The sequence below is a fragment of the Streptomyces sp. NPDC027672 genome, assembly GCF_055566335.1.
In genome coordinates this window covers 960793-983828 of sequence record NZ_JBVHSO010000001.1, presented here as the reverse complement: position 1 = coordinate 983828, position 23036 = coordinate 960793, and the positions used below count along the sequence as shown (strand labels likewise).

The following is a 23036-nucleotide window of genomic DNA, read 5'->3' as shown; positions in this document are numbered from 1 at the left end:
CCGTACCGGGTCAGTCCGCGGCCTCGCCGTCGATGCCGAGGCCGGGCAGCAGGTCCGGCAGGAGCGGCGGGATGGTGACGTCGGGCTGCGGTGCCGGGGACTTGCCGGCCGGCGGGGAGCCGTCGCCGTCGGGGCCGGTCTTCGGCGGGTCGAGCAGGTCGCCCGTGCCGCCGAGGAGGCCGTCGCCGCTGCTGCCGGTGGCCGGGCCGCTCGGGGTGCCGGTGCCGGGGTGCTGGCCGGCGGACGGGCCCTGGCCGGTGGCGCCGGGCGAGGTCGGCCGGCGCCCGTCGGAGGAGCCGGTGGCCGCCGGTCCGGAGCCGCCGCGGTGCCTGCCGTGGCCGGGCGGGGCCGGCGGCTGGGGAAGCAGGGACTGGAGCGGGGCGACCTCTTCGTCTATGGCGTCGAAGACCGAGGACACCTGCTGTTTCACATCGCCCAGTTGCACGGGCAGCTTGTCGCTGAGCGCGCTCCACGCCTCGCGGTGGGACCGGGAGAACGCGGACAGCGCCTGGATCGGGCCGAGGGAGTCCGGATCGGCCTCGTAGGCCGCGTGGAGCAGCCGGTGGCCCTCGGTGACGTCGTGCCGCATCCCGGACAGGGTGCGGCGGATCTCGCCGATGGACTCGTGGTCCAGATGGCCGCCCCGGCCGCGCTCCAGCAGTCGCCGGGCCTCGCTCAGCCGGGTGGACGCCTGGTCGAGGTAGGTCTGGCCGCGCTGGTCGTCGCCGTCGGTCAGGTAGTTGAGCCGGAAGTCCTCGATGCCGCGTTTCAGGCCGTACAGCGAGTCGCCGGGCAGGGCGTCGGAGCTGGCGGCGGCGACCCCGCCGAAGGCTCCGGCGGCCACGCCCACGGTGAGCCCGCCGGCGGCGAGCCCCTTGGTCAGCCTGGTGCGCGGGCGGAGCTTGCCCAGCGGGCTCGCCCGGTGCACGCCCTTGGCCCGGTGGGAGCGCTGCCCGGGCACCGACGCTTCCGCCGCCCCCGTGCCCTCCTGGAGCATGGCCTCCATCGCGGCCACCAGCTGGGCCCGCTGGACGACCTTGACCTCGGGGTCGAGCTGTGGCCGGGGCAGTCCGCCGAGACCCGCCGTCAGGGCCAGCAGCCGGCCCCGCTCGGTCTGTTCCTCGGTGGTCGGCGGTGAGCCTGCCGGACTGTCGGACTGCTCGGCCGCCGTGTCCCGGTCGGACTGCTCCTCCAGGGCCTGGGCGAAGGCGTTCGCCCGCCGGTGCGCCGATACGTTCGCGATCACTGGCGGCACCTCCTCTCGTCATGACGGTCGACTCCCCAGGGGGTCCTGAGGGGCACGTCCGCGACCGGTGCCACAGATCGGGTGATCAGGGATCGGCCGGGACGCGACCACAGGGAGCCTGTATCCCGCACAACGACTGGCGCGGCACTTGGGTTACGGACGGCGGACGGCCGGTTCGGAAAGTCAACACACCGTCACGGAGCGTGAGTTGACTTCACGCCCCGTGCTCAGCGGGCATCGTCCGGCAGCAGCCGGGCGAGGGTGCGGACGGCGCGGTACTGGAGGGTCTTGATGGCGCCCTCGTTCTTGCCCATGACGCGGGCGGTCTCGGCGACGGAGAGGCCCTGGAGGAAGCGCAGCGTCACGCACTCCTGCTGCTGCGGGTTGAGCCGCCGTACGGCGTCGAGCAGGGCGGCGTTGGACAGCGACTCCAGGACGGAGTCCTCCGGGGAGCGCTCCACCTCGTTGGCGTCGAGCATCTCGCCGGTGGTGACCTCCAGCCGGAAGCGGCTGGACTTGAAGTGGTCGGCGACCAGGTTCCGGGCGATGGTGACCAGCCAGGCCCCGAAGTCGCGGCCCTGCCAGGTGAAGGTGCCGATCCGGCGCAGTGCCCGCAGAAAGGTCTCGCTGGTGAGGTCCTCGGCGGTGGCCCGGCCGCCGACGCGGTAGTAGATGTACCGGTAGACGGTGTCGCTGTACTGGTCGTAGAGCCGCCCGAAGGCCTCGGCCTCGCCGGCCTGGGCGCGCTCGACGAGGTCCATCATCCGGGCGCTGTCGCTGTCGGCGGCCGGGCGGCGGGCGGTGGCAGGGCCGCCGGCGCGCCCTCGTCTGCCGACGGCGGCGCCGCCGTCGGCCAGTGCGTAGCACGGGCCCGCGGGCGCGGCGGCGGCGAAGGAGGCGAAGGCGGGGGCGGCGGGCGCGGCGGGGACGAAACCGCGCAGCGTCTCTTTGACCGCCGCGACCGTCGCGCGCAGCGTAGCCAGGCCCGAGGCGTCAACCCCGACGTGTGGGTACACGGGACTCCCAGAGGCAGAGCTTTCATCACATGCAGTGCCGGACCTTTCACCCGTCGTAGCGACGGAGGGGTACCGGATTGCGTCTGAGGAGAATAACGCTTCGTACAGGCCCTGCTACACCGAGTTGCTCAAATCGTCGATTGCGTCGTTTCCGTGGCCGTTTGATGCCTGGTTGAGTGCCGCAACCTGATCGATTGGTGACCGGAAAATCGCGTGTTTGGGTGAACTGCAGGGCAACTTGAACAAGGTGATGTACACGCGCCTTCCGCGGGCGCCGTCACAGGGCGCGGCCCGCGCGGTTGACGGCTACCGGCGCCGGCGGCTCAGCGCGATCGCGGCCGCGGTGCCGCCGGCCACCGCGCCGACGCCGGCCGCCGCCGGGATGCCGACCTTCGCCGCCTTGCGGCCCGTGCGGTAGTCCCGCAGGCGCCAGTCCTGTTCGCGGGCGTGCCGGCGCAGCTTGGCGTCCGGGTTGATGGCGTAGGGGTGGCCGACCAGGGAGAGCATCGGGATGTCGTTGTGGCTGTCGCTGTAGGCCGCGCAGCGCGAGAGGTCCAGCCCCTCGGCCGCGGCCAGGGCGCGCACCGCCTCGGCCTTGGCGGGGCCGTGCAGGGGCTCGCCGACCAGCCGGCCGGTGTAGACGCCGTCGACCGACTCGGCCACCGTGCCGAGCGCGCCGGTCAGGCCCAGCCGGCGCGCGATCACCTGGGCGATCTCCACCGGGGCCGCGGTGACCAGCCACACCTTCTGGCCCGCGTCCAGGTGGGCCTGGGCCAGGGCGCGGGTGCCGGGCCAGATGCGGCCGGCCATGTACTCGTCGTAGATCTCCTCGCCGATCGTCTCCAGCTCGGCGACCCGGTGGCCCTTGACGATCGACAGCGCCGAGTCGCGGGCGTCCTGCATGTGCTCGGGGTCCTCGACGCCGGCCAGCCGGAACCACGCCTGCTGCCAGGCGAACCGGGCCAGGTCGCGGGTCTCGAAGAACTTGCGCTTGTACAGGCCCCGGCCGAAGTGGAAGAGCGCGGCGCCCTGCATCACCGTGTTGTCCAGGTCGAAGAAGGCGGCGGCGTGGACGTCGCCGATCACCGGGAACTGCGGTTCCGCGGGCGGGGCGGTCTCCTGCGAGGACTTGCGGGCGGCCTCCGCCGAAGCCTCGCCTGCCAACACGCTCCGCGCCGTGGCGGAGCGCCTACGGAGAGAGAGCCATCCGAGAGCGGCCATGACGCGAGCATAGCCAGTCTGTTCGGAGGTTCCGGAGCCGAGCGGCGGGCGGGGTGTGAACTGCGGGCGACCGCCCGGTGCGGGAGGCGGCCGGGCGCGGCGGCGGGGCGCGCGAGAATGACCGGTATGAGTCCGATCTTCCGACGCAAGGCCGGCCCGCGCGCCCGGCTGGTCACCCTGGTCCGCAAGCCCGGCTGTCACCTGTGCGACGACGCGCAGGCGGTGGTGGAGAGGGTGTGCGGCGATCTCGGCGTGCCGTGGGAGCCGAGGGACATCACCGAGGACCCGGAGTTGCACGACCGCTACTGGGAGCAGATCCCGGTCGTCCTGATCGACGGTGAACAGCACACCTTCTGGCGCGTGAACGAGGAGCGGCTGCGCCGGGCACTGACCGAGTAGTCCAAACTGGCCGGAAAGTCGCTTAGGATCGACGGCGGTTTGGTCTCGGGGGCGGGATTCGTGAGGAGAGTGTGCGGTTTTGCCCCCAGTAACGAAGGAACGCCGCTGCGTGTGCGCCGGTTCCCGCCACGGGCGGGAAAAGGGCGTGACCCCGGTCACTTCTGCCGGGCAAATCGGACACCATCTTTGTGCACGCGTTCACAAAGACATAGCCTGCTGTCGACGGGGCGGTCTGGGGACGTATGACCGCCTACAGCCCCGCTCTACCCGCAGGAGCACCGTGGCAACTGGCCGAACACACCGACCGGCGACCCGTAGCCGAGGGATTCCCGAGGCCACCGTCGCCCGCCTTCCGCTGTACCTCCGAGCCCTCACCGCTCTGTCGGAACGCTCGGTACCCACGGTCTCCTCCGAGGAGCTGGCCGCGGCGGCGGGGGTCAACTCCGCCAAGCTGCGCAAGGACTTCTCGTACCTGGGTTCCTACGGAACGCGCGGTGTCGGCTACGACGTGGAGTATCTCGTCTACCAGATCTCCCGCGAACTCGGCCTGACCCAGGACTGGCCGGTAGTGATCGTCGGTATCGGCAACCTCGGCGCCGCCCTGGCCAACTACGGCGGCTTCGCCTCGCGCGGCTTCCGGGTCGCCGCGCTCATCGACGCCGACCCGGCCATGGCCGGCAAGCCGGTCGCGGGCATCCCCGTGCAGCACACCGACGAGCTCGAGAAGATCATCAAGGACAACGGTGTGTCCATCGGGGTGATCGCCACCCCGGCCGGCGCCGCCCAGCAGGTCTGCGACCGGCTCGTGGCCGCCGGGGTGACCTCCATCCTGAACTTCGCGCCGACCGTGCTGTCCGTCCCGGACGGCGTCGACGTGCGCAAGGTCGACCTCTCCATCGAGCTGCAGATCCTCGCCTTCCACGAGCAGCGCAAGGCCGGCGAGGAGATCGCCGCGGGCGACGGCGCGCTGCCCGCCACCGCCCGGGGCGCGGCCGCCGACGCCGCCGCCGACCAGGGACCCGACGGGGACGTGCCCGCCGTGATGCCGGCATGAGCCTCCTCGTCGTCGGACTGAGCCACCGCAGCGCCCCGGTCAGCGTGCTGGAGCGGGCGGCGCTGAGCGCGGACGCCCAGCTCAAGCTGGTCCAGGACACGCTCGCCGCCGAGCCCGCCGCCGAGGCCGCGGTGCTCGCCACCTGCAACCGCATCGAGCTGTACGCCGACGTGGACAAGTTCCACGCCGGTGTCGCCGAGCTGTCCACGCTGCTCGCCCGGCACAGCGGGGTCGGCCTGGACGAGCTGACGCCGTACCTGTACGTGCACTACGAGGACCGGGCCGTCCACCACCTGTTCTCGGTGGCCTGCGGCCTGGACTCGATGGTCGTCGGCGAGGGCCAGATCCTCGGCCAGATCAAGGACTCCCTGGCCCGCGCCCAGGAGCAGCACACCGCCGGCAAGCTGCTGAACGACCTGTTCCAGCAGGCCCTGCGGGTCGGCAAGCGCGCCCACACCGAGACCGGCATCGACCGCGCCGGCCAGTCCCTGGTCACCTTCGGCCTGGAGCAGCTCGCCGTCGGCACGCCCGTCACCGACTGGGCCCGGGGCAAGAAGGCGCTGGTCATCGGCGCCGGATCGATGTCGTCGCTGGCCGCGGCCACCCTCGCGCGCTCCGGTGTCGCCGAGGTCGTCGTCGCCAACCGCACCTTCGAACGCGCCGAGCGGCTCGCCCGGATCCTCGGCGAGGCCGAGGAGAACGCGGTGAGCGCCCGCGCGGTGCCGATGGAAGCCGTGGGCGGCGAACTGACACGTGCCGACGTCGTCGTCTCCTGTACCGGGGCGACCGGTCTGGTGCTCACGGCGGAGACCGTCGCGCAGGCGGTCGAGGGCCGCACCGGGCAGCCCGCCGCCGACAGCGGCGCCCCGGCCGTGAAGCCCGCCGCGCCCGCCCGGCACGCCGGCCACGGCGCCGACGACAACTGCCCGCTGGACCTGGCCGCCGTACAGCCCGGCTTCTCCCTCATGGGCGAGGCCGCCGTGGCCGGCCTGGACGCGGCCGCCCTGGAGCAGCACGCGGCCTGGGCGGCGGGCGGCACCCTGGACCGGCGCGAGCGCCGCACCCCGGAGGCGGACGCCGAGCTGATCGCCGCGCTCGCCGCGACCGCCGCCACCGTCGGCCGGATCCCCGAGCGGCGCCGGCCCGAGCCGGTCGCCGAGCGGCCCGCCCCCTTCTTCTTCCTGCTGGACCTGGCCATGCCCCGCGACATCGACGCGGCCGTGCACCGGCTGGCCGGGGTCCGTCTGGTCGACATCGAGTCGCTGGCGGACGCCTCCGCCGACGCGCCGATGGCGGCCGACGTCGACCAGGTCCGGCGCATCGTCTCCGACGAGGTCGCGGCCTTCGGCGCGGCACAGCGGGCGGCGCACATCACGCCGACCGTGGTCGCGCTGCGCGCCATGGCCGCCGACGTCGTCGCCGGCGAGATGGCCCGCCTCGACGGCCGCCTGCCCGGCCTGGACGACCGCCAGCGCAGCGAGATCCGGCAGACCGTGCACCGGGTCGTCGACAAGCTGCTGCACGCGCCGACCGTGCGGGTCAAGCAGCTCGCGGCCGAGCCCGGCGGCGCCGGGTACGCGGACGCGCTGCGCACCCTGTTCGACCTCGACTCCGAGGCGGCCGCCGCCGTCTCCCGGGCCGGAGGCAGCACGCGCGACGAGAACCGAGGGCCGGTATGAGCAACAAGGCACTGCGGCTGGGGACCAGGCGGAGCAAGCTGGCCATGGCCCAGTCCGGACAGGTCGCCGAGACCGTCCGGCAGGTGACCGGGCGGCCCGTCGAACTGGTCGAGATCACCACGTACGGCGACACCTCCCGCGAGCACCTGGCGCGGATCGGCGGCACCGGCGTGTTCGTCACGGCGCTGCGCGACGCGCTGCTGGCGGGCGAGGTGGACTTCGCGGTTCATTCGCTCAAGGACCTGCCGACCGCGCAGCCCGCGGAACTGGTCCTGGCCGCGATACCGGTGCGCGAGGACCCGCGGGACGTGATCGTCGCGCGGGACGCGCTGAAGTTCACCGACCTGCCGCGCGGCGCCCGCGTGGGCACCGGCTCGCCGCGCCGCATGGCGCAGCTCAACGCGTACGCCCGCGCCCACGGCCTGGACATCGAGACCGTCGCGATCCGCGGCAACGTCGACACGCGGATCGGATACGTCCGCGGCGGTGAGCTGGACGCGGTCGTGCTGGCCGCCGCCGGGCTCAACCGGCTCGGCCGCGGCGACGAGGTGACCGACTTCCTGTCGGTCGACACGGTTCTGCCCGCCCCCGGCCAGGGGGCCCTGGCGATCGAGTGTGCCGCGGACCACGCGGACCTGATCGCCGCGCTCGGCGCGCTCGACGACCCGTTCACCCGGGTCGCCGTCACCGCCGAGCGGTCACTGCTCGCCGCCCTGGAGGCCGGTTGCAGCGCACCTGTGGGCGCGCTGGCCGACCTTCCCCCACGCTCGGCTCCGTTCGAGCGGGAGGACCCCCGAGCCGGCGGGCAGTTTGTCAAGGAAATGCGCCTGCGCGGCGTCGTCGGCACGACCGACGGCACCCGCATGGTGCAGTTGTCCACCACCGGTCCCGTGCCCCAGACGCACGACCAGGCGTGGGCTCTCGGTCGCGAACTCGCCACCGAGATGCTCGCCCGGGGTGCGGCCGGTCTGATGGGGGAGCGAGCACATTGAGCCCCACCGCCCTTCCTGCCGCTGGTCCCGAACACGGGCACGTCACCTTCCTCGGTGCCGGACCCGGGGATCCGGGACTGCTGACTCTGCGCGCCGTGGAGGCGCTGTCGAACGCGGACGTCCTGGTCGCCGAGCACGAGGTGCTCGACGTCATCCGGACGCACGCCCGACAGGGCGTGTCCGTCGTGGAGACGGACGCCGATCCCTCCGCGGTCTCGCCGCCGGGCTCGGGCACGCCCCAGCTGACGGTCGTTGACGGCACGTCAACACCCGTCGCCGTCCCGGGCGCTGCCCGGGATGCCGCTCATCTTGTCATGGAGGCCGCGCGCGGCGGCAGGCGGGTGGTGCGTGCGGTGCCCGGGGACCCGGGGCTCGACACGGACGCGGCCGGGGAGATGCTCGCCTGCGCCGCCGCCGGGGTGCCCTTCGAGGTCGTCCCCGGGGTCGCGGCGGCGGTCGGCGTGCCCGCGTACGCCGGTGTGCCGCTGCGGGACGCCGACGGCGCGGACGTCCGGTTCGTGGACGCCCGTACCGCCTCCGGCCGGTGCTGGACGGAGGTGGGTGCGTCGGACGGCACGGTGGTCGTCTCGACCACCCTGGACTCCGTGGCCGGCGCGGCGGCCGAGCTGGTCTCGGCGGGCCGCAAGCCGGACACGCCGCTGACGGTGACCGTCGCCGGTACGACGACCCGGCAGCGCACCTGGACGGCGACGCTCGGCACGATCGCGCAGACGCTGAAGCAGGCGAAGGTGCTGCCGTCGCCGGACGGCGGCCGGCCGGTGATAGCCGTGGTCGGCGAGCGTTCCGCCGCGTCCCGGCGCGACCAGCTGTCGTGGTTCGAGTCCAAGCCGCTGTTCGGCTGGAAGGTGCTCGTGCCGCGGACGAAGGAGCAGGCGGTGTCGCTCTCCGACCAGCTGCGCTCCTACGGCGCGGTGCCGCACGAGGTCCCGACGATCGCGGTGGAGCCCCCGCGCACCCCGCAGCAGATGGAGCGGGCGGTCAAGGGACTCGTCACCGGCCGGTACGAGTGGATCGCCTTCACGTCGGTCAACGCGGTGCGGGCCGTGCGCGAGAAGTTCGAGGAGTACGGCCTGGACGCCCGTGCCTTCGCGGGCATCAAGGTGGCCGCGGTGGGCGAGCAGACCGCCAAGGCGCTGATCGCCTTCGGCGTGAAGCCGGACCTGGTGCCGAGCGGTGAGCAGTCGGCGGCCGGCCTCCTGGAGGACTGGCCCCCCTACGACCCGGTCTTCGACCCGATCGACCGCGTCTTCCTGCCCCGCGCCGACATCGCCACCGAGACCCTGGTGGCCGGTCTGATCGAGCTGGGCTGGGAGGTCGACGACGTCACGGCCTACCGGACCGTACGGGCCTCGCCGCCGCCGGCGGAGACCCGCGAGGCGATCAAGGGCGGCGGTTTCGACGCGGTCCTGTTCACCTCGTCCTCAACGGTCCGCAACCTGGTCGGCATCGCGGGCAAGCCGCACAACGTCACGGTGATCGCCTGCATCGGCCCGGCCACGGCCAAGACGGCCGAGGAGCACGGCCTGCGCGTCGACGTCATGGCGCCGGAGCCGTCCGTGCACAAGCTGGCGGAGGCCCTCGCCGACTTCGGCATGAAGCGCCGCACCGCCGCCCTGGAGGCGGGCGACCCGGTGACCCGCCCGAGCGAACGCCGCCCGGGCGCCCGCAGACGCCGCTCGACCACCTGAGGGGACCGGGGGCCCGCGCCCCCGGACCCCGGTCCGCCGCCCCTCCGCCCACCCCGGCCGGACGGGCGGCTCTCGGCATGCCCCCAGACGCCGGACGGGGCCGGCTGCGTCCGACATCGCGTCGGCAAAGGCGCGGGCCGGGCGGGCGTAGCGTAGAAGGCATGACGAAGTATGGATCCTTCCCCGGTACGCGTCCCCGGCGGCTGCGGACCTCGCCCGTCATGCGGCGGATGGTCGCCGAGACGCGGTTGCACCCCGCCGACCTGATCCTCCCGGCGTTCGTCCGGGAGGGCGCGGCCGAGCCGGTGCCGATCTCCTCGATGCCCGGGGTCGTGCAGCACACCCGGGACAGTCTGAAGAAGGCGGCGCTGGAGGCGGTGGAGGCCGGGGTCTCCGGGATCATGCTGTTCGGCGTGCCCGAGGACGCCAAGAAGGACGCCCAAGGCACCGCCGGCACCGACCCGGACGGCATCCTCCAGGTCGCCCTGCGGGACGTGCGGGCCGAGGTCGGCGACGACCTGCTCGTCATGTCCGACCTGTGCCTGGACGAGTTCACCGACCACGGGCACTGCGGGGTGCTGGACGCCGAGGGCCGGGTCGACAACGACGCCACCCTGGAGCGGTACGCCGAGATGGCGCAGGTCCAGGCCGACGCGGGCGCCCATGTCGTGGGCCCCAGCGGCATGATGGACGGTCAGATCGGCGTCGTCCGTGACGCGCTGGACCAGATCGGCCGCGAGGACGTGGCGATCCTCGCCTACACCGTCAAGTACTCCTCGGCCTTCTACGGCCCCTTCCGCGAGGCCGTCGGCTCGTCGCTGCAGGGCGACCGGAAGACCTACCAGCAGGACCCGGCCAACTGGCGCGAGTCGCTGCGCGAGCTGGAGCTGGACCTCGCCGAGGGCGCCGACATGGTGATGGTCAAGCCGGCCGGTCCCTACCTCGACATCCTCGCCCGGGTCGCGGACGCCGTGGACGTGCCCGTGGCCGCGTACCAGATCTCCGGTGAGTACGCGATGATCGAGGCCGCCGCGGAGAAGGGCTGGCTGGACCGGGACCGGGCCATCCTGGAGACCCTCACGGGCATCAAGCGGGCCGGTGCCCGGAACATCCTCACCTACTGGGCCACCGAGGTGGCCCGCACGCTGCGCTAGCCGAGCGCCGTTCACCAGTTGGAGATGCTCCCCAGGTCCTGCTGCCAGAAGGTCACCTTCAGCGTGCTGTCGTAGTAGGCGCCCTTGGCGGGCAGGGCCGGCGTCGCGGACGGGCCGCCGTCGCTGTTCGGGGTCATCCCCTGGAAGGCCACCGTCAGCTTGTGGGCGGTCGTCCCGCCGCTGCCGCTGCCGTCGGCGGCCGACAGCAGCACTCCCGCGTACCCCGACTGGCCCGGGTTCAGCGAGACCACGGCCTGCGGCCGGGTGGACTCGTCGGCCTGCGGCACCCACTGCATCTGGTCGAAGCGCAGGACCGGGTAGTACGGCAGCTCACACCTCTTGCTCCCGGTGTTCTTCACCGTCAGCAGCATGTGGTTCAGCGGCCGGGCCAGCGACTGGGCGGTGACGGTGGTGTTCGTGCCGTTGCAGAGCACCACCGCGCTGCCGGTGCTCTTGGTCCCGTGGGTGGCGGTGGCGTTCGGCTTGCCGCTGGAGGCGTGGGTCCGGGACACCGGGGTGGCCTCGGTGGTGGCGCCGCCGGCGCTGGTGGCGGTGCCGCTGCCGGTGGTGGTGACGGCGGTCTTCTCCGTGCGGAGGGCGTCCCCGGACGCCTTCGACGCGCTCGTCTCCGACACCGTCGGCCGGGAGCCGCCCTCGTCCTTCGTGCCCGTCCCGTTGTCGCACGCCGTGAGGGCGAGGGCGGCGACGGCGGTGCCGGTGGCGGCGATCAGACGGATGTGGCGCATACGCATGGCAAGTCCTCTTTCGGGCTGGGCCGGTTGGCGTGCTTGGATGACCCACAGCCTGTGTGCGGACCCGTCCCGGCGGCCAGCGATGGCCGCCAATCCGGGACACTGGAACGCTGAAACCGGCTTTGACCTGTGAAAACAGACCTCCCCTGGAACGCCGGGGTGGGACGAGGGGGACTGGAGGAACGGTGGCGGAGGGCATCCCCGAGAGCGGTTTCAGCGAGCTGCTGCGGGAGTTGAAGGACCGCTCCGGGCACAGCTACGGCACGCTCGCCAAGCGGCTGCACATGAGCACGTCGACACTGCACCGCTACTGCAACGGGGACGCCGTACCGACGGACTACGCCCCCGTGGAGCGGTTCGCCCGGCTGTGCAGGGCGACGCCCGGGGAACTGGTGGAGCTGCACCGGCGGTGGGTCCTGGCGGACGCCGGGCGGGGCCGGAAGGGCACCGAGGGCAAGGCGGAACCGGAGCCGGAGCCTGCCGAGGCGCAGGGGGTGGTGGCGGAGCTGTCGGCCGTAGGGGAGCCGGAAGCTGAGTCGGCATCGGAACCGGTGGCGGCGGGCCGGTGGCGGCGGGGCCGGTCCCTGGCCGTCGGCCGCCGCACCGCCCTCCTGGCCGCCGTCACGGTCACCGCGCTGGTCGGCGGCACGGTGTTCGCCCTGACCCTGCCCTCGGACGACGGCGAGCGGCAGGACGACGCCAAGGCCACCGCGGCCACCGCGGACCCGGGCCCCGGCGCCCCCCGGCACGGCACCCTCGTCTCGCCGTCCGCCATGAGCCCGAGCCCGCGCCACGCGGCCACCCGTTCCCCCTTGGCCTCGGCCTCGGCCTCGCCCTCCGCCGAAGCCCCGGACCTGGCCCCCGAGACCACCGACGGGTCACCCACGCACAAGCCGACCGCCACCGCGTCCGCGGGGACGTCCGCCGGGCCGCCCCTCACGGTCAACACTCACCCCTACACCTGGGAGAGTCCCTGCTCGCAGCACTACCTGATCGACCGCCCGCCGACCGCCGTGAACCCGCCGCCGTCGGAGCAGGGCGCGCCGGCCTGGGTGGCCGTGCACCAGGCGGTGTCGGCGGGCGAGCAGTTCGTCACGTTCACCGTGCAGGGCACCGGACAGCAGACGGTCGTCCTGGAGGGGCTGTCGGTCCGCATGGCGGGCAAGCGCTCGCCGCTCGCCTGGAACGACTACGCCATGGGCTACCCGGGAGTGGGCTGCGGCGGCGGCGTGCCGACGCGGTCGTTCTCCGTCGCCCTGGACGCGATGCGCCCGTCGCCCGTACCGGAGGCCGGGAGCGCGGACTTCCCCTTCAAGGTGAGCCAGTCGGACCCCGAGGTCTTCTACGTCACCGCCGACGCGTCGGCGTACGACGTCAGCTGGTACCTGGAGCTGTCCTGGTCCAGCGGGAACCGCCACGGCACCCTGGTGATCGACGACGCCGGCCACCCGTTCCGCACCAGCGGCAACAACGGCCGGCCGGCGTACGCCTTCCCGCTGGGCGGTCAGAAGTGGAAACCGGCCTCGGAGTTCGGCTGAGCGCCCGCCCGCCTCAGTCCCACCAGAAGGCCCAGCTGTCCGCGCCGGCCAGCTCCTTCGCGTACGACCGGACGCTCCCCGCGCCGCTCCCCACGACCGCGTCCGGGCACAGCGCGTAGTGCTCGGCGGCGAGGACCTCGGCGTCGGCGGGCGTGCCGGGCGGCGCCGCGACGGACATGACCAGGGCGTCCGGCCCGAGCGCCACGACCCGGGCGCCGAACCGGTCCTCCCAGGACCGCAGCACCGCGCAGACACGGGCCACGTCGTGGTCGTAGTCCAGGGCGCCGGTCCAGCCGATCGCCGCCGGTATGTCGGCCGACCGGCGGGCCGGGACGAGGGCGAAGTGCGGTTCCTCGATCCACTCCGCCCAGCGCTCCGGGTCCCGGTGCAGCGCGTCGGCGACCGTGGCCGCCCGGGTCTCGGGACCGGCGTTCGGCACGCCGGGCGCGGCAAGGCCCGGCCACTCGGTGCCGAACGGCTCGGTCTCGTCACCGGCCCGGCCGTCGGTCTCCTCCTCCCAGTACTCCGCGAGCACGTCCTCGGCCGTGTGGTCCCCCGGATACGAGGCGTCGCCCGGAAGCAGTCCCCAGTCCTCGATCCCGGCCCGGCAGCCGGCCAGGTCCACGAGCACCGGCAGCAGCCCCGCGCGGGCCGCCGACGTGCCGAGGGCCTTCCAGGTGCCGGGCGCGGAGGACTTCTCCGCGTGCCACAGCAGGGGTTCGTGCCAGCGTCCGTCGTCCGTCTCGTCTACCAGCCTGCCGGGCGGCAGTCGGAGCCCCAGGGAACGACCGCTGGGATCGGTGGCCAGTCGGGGCAGCGGGTTGGGAAGTGTCGCCATGCCGCCGACTGTAAGGGCAGCCACTGACAACGGAGTTGCCTCCGGGTCACTTGAGAGCGGAGGTGAAGGCACCCCAGGTGGCTGCACTGACGCACAGGGTGCGGTCGGGCGAGGGCGCTTCCTTCGAGTCCCGGACGTGCACGGCACCCGGAACCAGGGCGACTTCGAGGCATTCGCCGCCCTCGCTGCCGCTGTAACTGGACTTCTGCCAGGAGACGGCGGCCTCCAGACAAGCGCCGCCCTCGCTGCCGCTGTAGGTCGACTTGAACCACTGAAGGGCTTCGGCGCTCATGGCTCTCCTAGCAGGCTGCGAAGGGTCACTTGAGAGCGGAGGTAAAAGCGTCCCACGTGACGGAACTGACGCACAGGGTGCGGTCCGGCGAGGGCGCTTCCTTCGAGTCCCGGATGTGCACAGCACCGGGAACCAGGGCGACTTCGAGGCACTGGCCGCCTTCGCTGCTGCTGTAGCTCGACTTGCGCCAGGTGACGGCGGCTTCTAGGCATGCGCCGCCCTCACTGCTGCTGTAGCTCGACTTGAACCACCCAAGTGCGGTGCTCATTGCTCTCCTAGCAGACGGTCGAGCAGGCCTCGCGAATCCTCGATGGTGAGTGCCTGCGTCCGCAGCATCGCATACCTGCGCGCGAGGACGGACACCTCATCAGCGTTGGAAATCCATTGGCTGCCTTGTTGCGATTCGGCGTAGGCCAAGTGCTGGTGGTCGGGCGTCTCAAGGAGAGTGAACGGGCCTGCATCTCCCGCGTGCTGAACGCGGCTCAGCGGCAGCACCTGCAATGAGACGCAGGCGAGTTGGGAGCACTCTCGCAGAAAGCGCAGCTGTTCACGGTGGATCTCGGGGCCCCCGGTGGGCCAGAGCAAGGCGGGTTCCCAGACGACGAAGCTGAGTGTCGGCGGCTCCTTGCGGCGCAAGATGTCCCGGCGCTCCACTCGGCCTTGCACTTTCATCGTAAGCTCGTCGGCGTCGTAAGCGGGGACGTGTCCACTGAGAAGTGCGCGGGCGTACTCCTCGGTCTGGAGCAGACCTGGAACGACCAGCGCGTCGTACCAGGACAACGCAATGGCCTCCCTCTCCTGCTCGATGTACTCCTCCGCCCACAACGGGAACTGGTCCACCTCCGGCAGGTTGGCCACCCCCGCCGCCAGCATTCCCTTGGTCTCCAGGAACTCGTCGAACAGCTCGGCCATGTCCAGCTTCAGCACCCGCCGGCCCTGTTCGATGCTGGCGACCGTCTCCTCGTGGATGTTGAGCGCGGTGGCCAGACCGGGCTGGCTGAGTCCCCTCGCGCGCCGTGCCGCGGCCAGTTGACGGCCCAGCATCTTCATGGCCGACTGGTTCTTCCTCCGTGTAGGCGTCATGCCTGCTGAACTCCCCACGCCGACCGTGCACCACCCCGCAGCAACCCGTACAAAAACCTTGTACGGGATGACTCACTGAACCACGGTAGTCACCCTGCGCGACATTCGCCCCGTGAACGAGCACATGGAACTTCCCTGCCACCGCGACCGGTTCTACGTCCGCAGCCGTCGCTCGGTCCCCGCGGCCAGGCGGCTCACCGAGTGGGCGCTGAGGCAGTGGGGGCTGGAGAGCTGGGGACGGGGTCCCGATCTGTCGCTGTGTGTGAGCGAGTTGGCCACGAACGCCCTGGTGCACGGCGTACCGGCGGGGCGGGGTTTCCTGCTGCGTCTGCGGTACGACGGGCACCTGGTCCGGGCCGAGGTGCACGACAGCGGCCCCGGCACCCCTCGGGCCGCGGAGGAACCGGGCGGGCCGGAGAGCGAGGGGGGCCGGGGCCTGCTGCTGGTGGCGGCGCTCAGCGACAAGTGGGGCGTCGGGGAGCGCGCGCCGGGGAAGATCGTGTGGTGTGAGTTCGCCGTGCCGTGAGCGGGCCCGGCGGTCAGACCAGGGTCGTGATGCAGAACGGGTGGCCGGCCGGGTCGAGCAGGACCCGCCAGCGGTCCGGCTGGGGCTGGTGCTCCGGCTTGGTGGCGCCCAGCTTCAGCAGGTGGGCCTCGGCCGTCTCCAGGTCGTCGACGCCCACCTCGATGTGGGCCTGCTTGCCCTGGGCCGGGTCCGGCCAGGTGGGCGGGCGGTAGTCGGCCACGCGGGTGAAGCCCAGGCCGGCCGTGCCGTCGGCGCCGCCGAGGAAGACGAAGTCGTCGGTGGAGTAGGTGACGGCGAGGCCGAACATGTCGCCGTAGAACCGGGCGAGTTCGGCGGGGTCGGCGCAGTCGAGGGTGACGGCGGCGTAGCGGAAGACGGGTGCGGGAGTGGTTTCCGTGCTCATGGGAGGACGGTAGGACGTGACCCGGACAGTTCCGGTCCTGGTCGGGCCGGGCGGTATGAAAAACTTCCGTCCGTGCTGAGCGCCTCCGCCCGTCTGCTGCGACTGCTGTCGTTGCTCGCCGCCCGTCCTTCGTGGACCTGCGGGGAGCTGGCCGAGCGGATGGGGGTCACGGATCGCACGGTGCGGCGGGACATCGCCAAGCTGCGGGAGCTGGGGTACAGCGTCGACTCCGACGCCGGGCCCTGGGGCGGCTACCGGCTCCGGGCCGGCTCGCGCGTGCCGCCGCTGATCCTGGACGAGGAGGAGGCGCTGGCGGTGGCCGTGGGCCTGCGGGAGGCGGCGCTCGGCGGGGCGCTCGGCGGGGACCAGGCGGCGCTGTCGGCGCTGCTGAAACTGCGCCAGGTGCTGCCGGCGCGGGTGGCCGAGCGGCTGGGGGAGTGGGACGAGGCGTTCGTACGGCTGCCCTGGCCCGAGGAGCCGCGGCTGCGGCCCGGGATGCTGCTGGAGCTGGCCGCGGCCTGCCGGCGCGGGGAGCGGGTCCGGCTGTCGTACCGCGACGGGCAGGGGCACGGCACGGACCGGGACGTCGATCCGTACCGGCTCGTGCACACCGGCAGGCGCTGGTACTTCGTCGCACGGGACGTGGCCCGCGGATGGCGGACGTTCCGCGCGGACAGGGTGGAGCGCCTGGTCCCGACCGGCCGGCCGGCCGAGATCGAGGACCCGCCGGACCCGGCGCAACTGGTGTCCCACAACACGGCGAACGGCCCGTATCCCCTGTCGGCGAGGATCCGCCTCCCGCTCCCCCTGACGGAGGCCCGGCGGCTGATCCCGCCGACCATCGGCACCCACCACCCCGACGGCCCGGACGCGACCCTGGTCGACATAGGGGGCCCGGCCCCGGAGGGCCTGGCCCGCTATCTCCTCACCCTGGCCACGCCGCTCCAGGTCGTGTCCCCCGACTCGGTCCGCGAGGCCCTGATCGACCAGACCCGGCGGCTGCTCGCCGCCCACGGCCCCTGAGCGGTCAGAGCTTCTCGGGCGTCCGGATGCCCAGCAGGGCCATGCCCCGGTGCAGGGTGCGGGCCGTGACGTCGCACAGGAAGAGGCGGTTCTCCACCTGCTGCGGCGTCTCGGCGCGCAGCACCGGGCACTTGTCGTAGAACGACGTGTACAGCGACGCGAGCTGGTACAGGTACGCCGCCAGCTTGTGCGGGGCGTACTCCGCGGCCGCCTCCCGGACCGTCTCCGCGAAGGAGTCCAGGTGCAGGCCGAGGGCGCGCTCGGCGTCCGCCAGGGCCAGCTCCGGGCGGGCCGCCGGGCGGACCTCGCCGGCCTTGCGCAGGATGGACCGGATCCGGGCGTAGGCGTACTGGAGATAGACGGACGTGTCGCCGTTCAGCGACACCATCTGGTCCAGGTCGAACTTGTAGTCCCGGTTCGCCGACGTCGACAGGTCCGCGTACTTCACCGCGCCGACGCCCACCTGGGTGCCCCGCTCGGCGATCTCCGCCTCCGACAGGTCCTGCGCCTTCTCGCGGACCACGGCCGACGCCCGCTCGATCGCCTCGTCCAGCAGGTCGACCAGGCGGACCGTCTCGCCCGCGCGCGTCTTGAACGGCTTGCCGTCCTTGCCGAGAACCGTGCCGAAGGCGAGCTGCACCGCCGTCACGTCCTCGCCCAGCCAGCCGGCCCGGCGCGCCGTCTCGAAGACCATCCGGAAGTGCAGCGCCTGCCGGGCGTCCACCACGTACAGCAGGGTGTCCGCCTTCAGGTGGAAGACGCGGTCGCGGATCGCGGACAGGTCGGTGGCCGCGTAGCCGTAACCGCCGTCCGACTTCTGCACGATCAGCGGGACCGGGTTGCCGTCCGGGCCCTTGATGTCGTCGAAGAACACGCACAGCGCGCCCTCGGAGCGGACCGCGACACCCGACTCCTCCAGCAGGCGGCAGGTCTCGGCCAGCATGTCGTTGTACCCGGACTCGCCGACGATGTCCGCGTCCTGGATCTCCATGTCCAGCTTCTCGAAGACGGAGAAGAAGTAGATCTTCGACTCGTCCACGAACCGCTGCCAGATGCCCAGCGTGTGCGGGTCGCCCGCCTGGAGGTCCACCACCCGGCGGCGGGCCCGCGTCTTGAACTCCTCGTCGGAGTCGAACAGCTTGCGCGCGGCCTTGTAGAGGCGGTCGAGGTTCGACATCGCCTCCTCGCCGGTCACCTCGGCGGCCTTGTGGTCCAGCTCGTGCGGGTGCTCGTCCAGGTACTGGATGAGCATGCCGAACTGGGTGCCCCAGTCGCCGATGTGGTGGCGGCGCACCACGTTCTCGCCGGTGAACTCCAGGAGCTGCGCCACCGAGTCGCCGATCACCGCCGACCGCAGGTGGCCGACGTGCATCTCCTTCGCCACGTTCGGCTGGGCGTAGTCGATCACCGTGGTGCCGGGGTCCGCGGCGGTGGGCACGCCGAGGCGGCCCGTCTCGTCCGCGTACCGCGCGGCCAGGTTCCGGGTGATCGCCTCGTCGGCGACGGTGATGTTCAGGAAGCCGGGGCCGGACACCTCGACGTCCCGGATCACGTCACCCGTCACCACCCGGCCGACGACCTCGGCCGCCAGCTCCCGGGGGTTCGCCTTCGCCTTCTTGGCCAGGGCCAGGATGCCGTTGGCCTGGAAGTCGGCCCGGTCGCTTCGTCGCAGCAGCGGGTCCGCGCCGGCGGCCTCGGGCAGGGTGGCCGAGAGGGCGGACGCGAGGTGCTGCTGGACGCTGTCGCTGAGGGACGTGACCGAGGCCATAGGGAGGGGTGCCGTTCTCCTCGTGGGGATGGATAGACCCGCCCAGTATCCCACGGGGGGAAAAGCGGTTTTCCCGGTCGGCGGACGGTCTGTGAGAATGGAGTGCCACTTCCGTTCAGCTGGGGTGGCACCCCGTTCAGAAAGAAGGACGTGCCGATCGTGGCTCAGAGCACCGAGACCACCGACTGGGTCTCCCGTTTCGCGGATGAGGTCATCGAGGAGTCGGAGCGCCGGGCCCCGGGCAAACCGGTCGTCGTCGCGTCCGGACTCTCCCCCTCCGGGCCGATCCACCTGGGCAACCTCCGCGAGGTCATGACCCCGCACCTCGTCGCCGACGAGATCCGCCGCCGCGGCCGCCAGGTCCGGCACCTGATCTCCTGGGACGACTACGACCGGTACCGCAAGGTCCCGGCCGGCATCGCCGGTGTCGACGAGACCTGGGCCGAGCACATCGGCAAGCCGCTGACCTCCGTCCCGGCGCCGAAGGGCTCCGCCTACCCGAACTGGGCCGAGCACTTCAAGGCCGCGATGACCGAGTCGCTGGCCCAGCTCGGCGTGGAGTTCGACGGGATCAGCCAGACCGCCCAGTACACCTCCGGCGCCTACCGCGAGCAGATCCTGCACGCCATGCGGCACCGGCACGACATCGACGCGATCCTCGACCAGTACCGCACGAAGAAGGCGCCGAAGAAGCAGCAGCAGAAGCCGCTGGACGAGGCCGAGCTGGAGGCCGCGGAGGGCTCCGGTGCCGCGTCCGAGGACGACGGCAGCTCCGGCTCCGCCGGGTACTTCCCGTACAAGCCGTACTGCGGCACCTGCGGCAAGGACCTGACGACCGTCACCTCCTACGACGACGACACCACCGAGCTGTCGTACACCTGCACCGCCTGCGGCTTCGCCGAGACCGTCCGGCTCGCCGAGTTCGACCGCGGCAAGCTGGTCTGGAAGGTCGACTGGCCGATGCGCTGGGCCTACGAGGGCGTCGTCTTCGAGCCCAGCGGCGTCGACCACTCCTCGCCGGGCTCCTCGTTCCAGGTCGGCGGCCAGATCGCGCCCCTCTTCGGCGGCGAGCAGCCGATCGGCCCGATGTACGCCTTCGTCGGCATCTCCGGCATGGCCAAGATGTCCTCCTCGCGCGGCGGCGTCCCGACCCCGGCCGACGCGCTGAAGATCATGGAGCCGCAGCTCCTGCGCTGGCTCTACGCCCGCCGCCGCCCCAACCAGTCCTTCAAGATCGCCTTCGACCAGGAGATCCAGCGGCTCTACGACGAGTGGGACAAGCTGGCCGCGAAGGTCGCCGACGGCTCCGCGCTGCCGGCCGACACCGCCGCCTACACCCGCGCCGTCGGCACCGCCGCCGGCGACCTGCCGAAGACGCCCCGCCCGCTGCCGTACCGCACGCTCGCCTCCGTCGCCGACATCACCGCCGGACACGAGGACCAGGCCCTGCGCATCCTCTCCGAGCTGGACCCGGAGCAGCCGCTCGGCTCCCTGGACGAGGTCCGCCCGCGGTACGACAAGGCCGAGGCGTGGATCAACACCCACGTCGCCGCCGACCAGCGGACCATCGTGCGCGACCGGCCCGACGCCGAACTGCTGGCGTCCCTGGACGAGGCGTCCCGCCGGTCCCTGCGGCTGTTGCTCGACGGACTCGCCGGCCACTGGTCGCTCGACGGACTGACCCACCTCGTGTACGGCGTGCCGAAGGTCCAGGCCGGCTTCTCCGCCGACGCCACGCCCAAGGAGCTGCCGCCGGAGATCAAGACCGCCCAGCGGTCCTTCTTCGCCCTGCTCTACCACCTGCTCGTCGGCCGCGACACCGGCCCCCGCCTGCCCACGCTGCTGCTCGCGGTGGGCCAGGAGCGGGTGCGGACCCTGCTCGGGGACTGACACCGCGCACGAAGAAGGGGCCCTCCTCGCCGGAGGGCCCCTTTTCCGTGCCGCCACCGCCGACGCGGTCTCGCGCTTCTCACGCGGTCAGGCGCTCGCGGTCACGCGCTTCAGGCGATGTGGTCTTCCTGGAGTTCCGCGGTGTGGCGGTTGGTGAAGCGGTTGACCATGCGGTCGGCGTCGCGGGGCGCCAGGGAGAGCCCGAAGGTCGCCTCGACGTCGTCCCGGAACTGCGCGGAGGTCGGGTAGCTGCCGTCTATCGACTTGCGGAAGACCAGGTAGAAGTCCTCCTCGCCCGGCACCGGCTCCGCCGGACCGCCGCCCTCGCCCAGCTCACGGGTGCGGGACGCGCTCACCGGGATGGGGAAGCTGCCGGTCTCCTCCGCGGAGGGCTGCTGGAACTGCTCCGGGGGCTGCTCCTCGTACCACTCCTCGTACTGCTCCTCGGGCGCGTACTGCGGCTCCTGGAGCATCGGGTCGTACGTCGGGTCGTAGCCGCCGTGGTACTCGACCTCGCGCGGGGCCTGGAACCAGGGGCTCTGCTCCTCCGCCGGGGGCGCCTCGGCGGGCCGCTGCCCGGCCGGGGGCTCCTGCTGCGGCGGAGCGGAGGCCGCCGCCACGGCGGGGCGGGCGTCCGCGGCGGGCGCCAGGGCCTGCGGCTGCGGCGCCGGGGGCAGCAGCACCGGCTCGATGCCCGCCGCCGCCAGACCCGCCGGGGCCGTCTCTGCCAGCGGGACGCCGTACCGGGCCAGCCGCAGCGGCATCAGGGACTCCACCGGAGCCTTCCTGCGCCAGGCGCGGCCGAACCGGGAACGCAGCCGCGCCTGGTAGACGAGACGTTCCTGCTCCAGCTTGATCACCTGGTCGTAGGAGCGCAGCTCCCACAGCTTCATCCGCCGCCACAGCAGGAACGTCGGCAGCGGGGAGAGCAGCCAGCGGGTGAGGCGGACACCCTCCATGTGCTTGTCCGCCGTGATGTCGGCGATACGGCCGGTCGCGTGCCGGGCCGCCTCGACCGACACCACGAAGAGCACCGGGATCACCGCGTGCATGCCCACGCCCAGCGGATCCGGCCAGGCGGCGGCGCCGTTGAAGGCGATCGTCGCCGCCGTCAGCAGCCACGCCGTCTGCCGCAGCAGCGGGAAGGGGATACGGATCCAGGTGAGCAGCAGGTCCAGGGCGAGCAGCACACAGATGCCCGCGTCGATACCCACCGGGAACACATAGGAGAAGTTCCCGAAGCCCTTCTGCAGGGCCAGCTCCCGGACGGCCGCGTACGAACCGGCGAAGCCGATACCGGCGATGATCAGAGCGCCGGTCACGACCACGCCGATGAGAACGCGGTGCATCCGAGTAAGCTGCGGCGCGGCCACTCGTACTCCCCTCCCGTTGCTTGTCGTTGCGCGCAACAGAGTGGCACACGTGTGCGGCGAACGTAGTGCCGGTCGGCCGCTACGGCCCTCCGGTCAGCTCTTCCTGACGGTCGACCCGGCCGCGGACGAGCGGGACGAAGACGACTTGGCCGACTTGGCCGGGGACTTCACGGACGCCTTGGCCGCCGACTTCGACGGGGACTTCGACGCGGTCCCGGACGGCGAACCGCCCGTCGAACCACCCGTCGCACCGGACGACTCCTCCGACGGCGACGCCGACGAACTCGCCCCGCCCTCCGCGCCGTTGGCCTTCGACACCGCCGCCACGGCCTCCTTCAGCGCCTTCTCCGCCGACTTCGTCAGATCGTCGGCGTCGGGCGTCTCCTCACCCGCGAGACCGGCCCCGTTGTAGTCCACGGTGACCACGACGTTCTCCACCCGGGCGACGACCGTCTGCTGCTTGAACAGACCTTCCTTCTTCTTCAGGTCGTAGCGCACCGCCGTCGCCTCCGCGCCCGCCCCGGAAAACGGCACCACCTTGACGCCCTTCGCGCCCTCCACCGACTGGGCGTCCTTCGCCTGCCGGGTGAAGTACGCGTGCGCCTGCTCGTCGCCGGCACCCCGGGTAGCGTCCGACTCGAACCGCAGCAGCGACACGTTCAGCCAGCGGAACTGCGAACCCTCGACCCCGTTGTTGTCCAGGCTGTTCCATGAGCAGGAGGCCCGCGCCGACGAGTCGTCCGTGGCACCCTTCTTCGCCGACTCCACGCCCTCCGGCACCAGATCGGCCAGCGTCTTCTTCGACAGCGTGCCGCACGGGTCGGGAATCGTCCCGTACGCGGCGGCCCGCACGGTCGGCGAAGCGCTCACCGACGGCGACGCGCCGCCGTCCGAGGGCCGCGTGCTCCCGGCGCCGGACCCGGCCTTCGCGTCACCGGAGTCCGACGAGCAGCCGGCGGTGATCAGGACCGCGGGCACGGCTGCCGCGCAGACCAGCGCGCGGCGAAGGCGCTTGGCGCGCTGCTGAAGCTGGGCACGGTCGTCTCGCTGGGCTGCTCGCTGCATGGTTCCTTCACTCAT

Annotated in this window: 22 protein-coding genes; 10 read left to right on the top strand and 12 right to left on the bottom strand. The window is 72.5% G+C overall.

What is annotated here, in order from left to right; all coding sequences use genetic code 11:
- Positions 1 to 10: 10 nt before the first annotated feature.
- The 3 genes from ACZ4SV_RS04485 to ACZ4SV_RS04475 all read right to left on the bottom strand — a co-directional run bounded on the left by ACZ4SV_RS04485 (position 11) and on the right by ACZ4SV_RS04475 (position 3483).
- Positions 11 to 1246: a DUF5667 domain-containing protein gene (locus ACZ4SV_RS04485; protein ID WP_468001254.1), complete on the bottom strand. Its 1236-nt coding sequence runs from the start codon at positions 1244 to 1246 to the stop codon at positions 11 to 13.
- Positions 1247 to 1473: 227 nt separating this feature from the next.
- Entirely contained in the window at positions 1474 to 2262 is a 789-nt protein-coding gene (locus ACZ4SV_RS04480) for an ECF subfamily RNA polymerase sigma factor, BldN family (protein WP_365942099.1), read from the bottom strand.
- Between the two features lie 306 nt (positions 2263 to 2568).
- A complete protein-coding gene (locus ACZ4SV_RS04475; protein ID WP_468001252.1) occupies positions 2569 to 3483 on the bottom strand; it encodes an HAD family hydrolase in 915 nt (304 codons plus the stop codon).
- Positions 3484 to 3600: 117 nt separating this feature from the next.
- Here ACZ4SV_RS04475 and ACZ4SV_RS04470 point away from each other — a divergent pair, with 117 nt between their 5' ends.
- The 6 genes from ACZ4SV_RS04470 (at position 3601) to hemB (ending at position 10470) form a co-directional block, all read left to right on the top strand.
- Entirely contained in the window at positions 3601 to 3882 is a 282-nt protein-coding gene (locus tag ACZ4SV_RS04470; RefSeq protein WP_365873424.1) for a glutaredoxin family protein, read from the top strand.
- Positions 3883 to 4162: 280 nt separating this feature from the next.
- The gene (locus ACZ4SV_RS04465) at positions 4163 to 4936 is read left to right on the top strand and encodes a redox-sensing transcriptional repressor Rex (protein ID WP_365873426.1); all 774 of its coding nucleotides are present in this window, start codon (positions 4163 to 4165) and stop codon (positions 4934 to 4936) included.
- A complete protein-coding gene (locus ACZ4SV_RS04460; protein WP_468001249.1) occupies positions 4933 to 6615 on the top strand; it encodes a glutamyl-tRNA reductase in 1683 nt (560 codons plus the stop codon). The genes ACZ4SV_RS04465 and ACZ4SV_RS04460 overlap by 4 nt, the downstream gene beginning before the upstream one ends.
- Entirely contained in the window at positions 6612 to 7607 is a 996-nt protein-coding gene (gene hemC / locus ACZ4SV_RS04455) for a hydroxymethylbilane synthase (RefSeq protein WP_468001247.1), read from the top strand. Before ACZ4SV_RS04460 ends, hemC begins: the two co-directional genes overlap by 4 nt.
- Positions 7604 to 9316 carry a bifunctional uroporphyrinogen-III C-methyltransferase/uroporphyrinogen-III synthase gene (locus ACZ4SV_RS04450; protein ID WP_468001245.1) on the top strand — a complete coding sequence of 571 codons (1713 nt, stop codon included), beginning with the start codon at positions 7604 to 7606 and terminating at the stop codon, positions 9314 to 9316. Before hemC ends, ACZ4SV_RS04450 begins: the two co-directional genes overlap by 4 nt.
- Before the next feature lie 161 nt (positions 9317 to 9477).
- Positions 9478 to 10470: a porphobilinogen synthase gene (gene hemB, locus ACZ4SV_RS04445; RefSeq protein ID WP_468001243.1), complete on the top strand. Its 993-nt coding sequence runs from the start codon at positions 9478 to 9480 to the stop codon at positions 10468 to 10470.
- Positions 10471 to 10481: 11 nt separating this feature from the next.
- Here the strand turns inward: hemB and ACZ4SV_RS04440 are convergent, their stop codons facing one another.
- The gene (locus tag ACZ4SV_RS04440; RefSeq protein ID WP_468001241.1) at positions 10482 to 11222 is read right to left on the bottom strand and encodes a DUF4232 domain-containing protein; all 741 of its coding nucleotides are present in this window, start codon (positions 11220 to 11222) and stop codon (positions 10482 to 10484) included.
- 185 nt (positions 11223 to 11407) lie between these two features.
- On the opposite strand from ACZ4SV_RS04440, the gene ACZ4SV_RS04435 reads away from it, so the two are divergent.
- Complete coding sequence (locus ACZ4SV_RS04435) at positions 11408 to 12760, top strand: helix-turn-helix domain-containing protein (RefSeq protein ID WP_468001239.1); 1353 nt, start codon at positions 11408 to 11410, stop codon at positions 12758 to 12760.
- 13 nt (positions 12761 to 12773) lie between these two features.
- Here the strand turns inward: ACZ4SV_RS04435 and ACZ4SV_RS04430 are convergent, their stop codons facing one another.
- From ACZ4SV_RS04430 to ACZ4SV_RS04415, 4 genes are read right to left on the bottom strand one after another with little or no spacing between them, the layout of a single operon-like run.
- Positions 12774 to 13598, bottom strand: coding sequence for a DUF4253 domain-containing protein (locus tag ACZ4SV_RS04430; RefSeq protein WP_468001237.1), 825 nt, complete (start codon positions 13596 to 13598; stop codon positions 12774 to 12776).
- Between the two features lie 46 nt (positions 13599 to 13644).
- Positions 13645 to 13890, bottom strand: coding sequence for a DUF397 domain-containing protein (locus ACZ4SV_RS04425; RefSeq protein WP_468001235.1), 246 nt, complete (start codon positions 13888 to 13890; stop codon positions 13645 to 13647).
- Between the two features lie 25 nt (positions 13891 to 13915).
- Positions 13916 to 14158 (bottom strand): DUF397 domain-containing protein, encoded by a 243-nt coding sequence (locus ACZ4SV_RS04420; protein WP_468001233.1) that lies wholly within the window; start codon positions 14156 to 14158, stop codon positions 13916 to 13918.
- Positions 14155 to 14940 (bottom strand): Scr1 family TA system antitoxin-like transcriptional regulator, encoded by a 786-nt coding sequence (locus ACZ4SV_RS04415; protein WP_468001231.1) that lies wholly within the window; start codon positions 14938 to 14940, stop codon positions 14155 to 14157. The genes ACZ4SV_RS04420 and ACZ4SV_RS04415 overlap by 4 nt, the downstream gene beginning before the upstream one ends.
- Positions 14941 to 15085: 145 nt before the next feature.
- Between ACZ4SV_RS04415 and ACZ4SV_RS04410 the strand changes: the two genes are divergently transcribed.
- A complete protein-coding gene (locus tag ACZ4SV_RS04410) occupies positions 15086 to 15499 on the top strand; it encodes an ATP-binding protein (protein ID WP_468001229.1) in 414 nt (137 codons plus the stop codon).
- Between the two features lie 13 nt (positions 15500 to 15512).
- On the opposite strand, the gene ACZ4SV_RS04405 is transcribed toward ACZ4SV_RS04410, so the two are convergent.
- Entirely contained in the window at positions 15513 to 15902 is a 390-nt protein-coding gene (locus tag ACZ4SV_RS04405) for a VOC family protein (RefSeq protein WP_468001227.1), read from the bottom strand.
- 72 nt (positions 15903 to 15974) lie between these two features.
- Here ACZ4SV_RS04405 and ACZ4SV_RS04400 point away from each other — a divergent pair, with 72 nt between their 5' ends.
- Positions 15975 to 16925 carry a helix-turn-helix transcriptional regulator gene (locus ACZ4SV_RS04400; protein WP_365873453.1) on the top strand — a complete coding sequence of 317 codons (951 nt, stop codon included), beginning with the start codon at positions 15975 to 15977 and terminating at the stop codon, positions 16923 to 16925.
- A gap of 4 nt (positions 16926 to 16929) precedes the next feature.
- Here the strand turns inward: ACZ4SV_RS04400 and argS are convergent, their stop codons facing one another.
- Positions 16930 to 18693, bottom strand: a complete 1764-nt coding sequence (gene argS, locus ACZ4SV_RS04395) for an arginine--tRNA ligase (protein ID WP_468001224.1) — start codon at positions 18691 to 18693, stop codon at positions 16930 to 16932.
- 150 nt (positions 18694 to 18843) lie between these two features.
- Between argS and lysS the strand changes: the two genes are divergently transcribed.
- Positions 18844 to 20583, top strand: coding sequence for a lysine--tRNA ligase (lysS, locus tag ACZ4SV_RS04390; protein ID WP_468001222.1), 1740 nt, complete (start codon positions 18844 to 18846; stop codon positions 20581 to 20583).
- A 110-nt stretch (positions 20584 to 20693) separates the two neighbouring features.
- Here lysS and ACZ4SV_RS04385 read toward each other — a convergent pair whose 3' ends face one another.
- The gene (locus tag ACZ4SV_RS04385) at positions 20694 to 21932 is read right to left on the bottom strand and encodes a DUF2637 domain-containing protein (RefSeq protein ID WP_468001220.1); all 1239 of its coding nucleotides are present in this window, start codon (positions 21930 to 21932) and stop codon (positions 20694 to 20696) included.
- 117 nt (positions 21933 to 22049) lie between these two features.
- Positions 22050 to 23021 carry a DUF3558 family protein gene (locus tag ACZ4SV_RS04380; RefSeq protein ID WP_468001218.1) on the bottom strand — a complete coding sequence of 324 codons (972 nt, stop codon included), beginning with the start codon at positions 23019 to 23021 and terminating at the stop codon, positions 22050 to 22052.
- Positions 23022 to 23036: the final 15 nt, after the last annotated feature.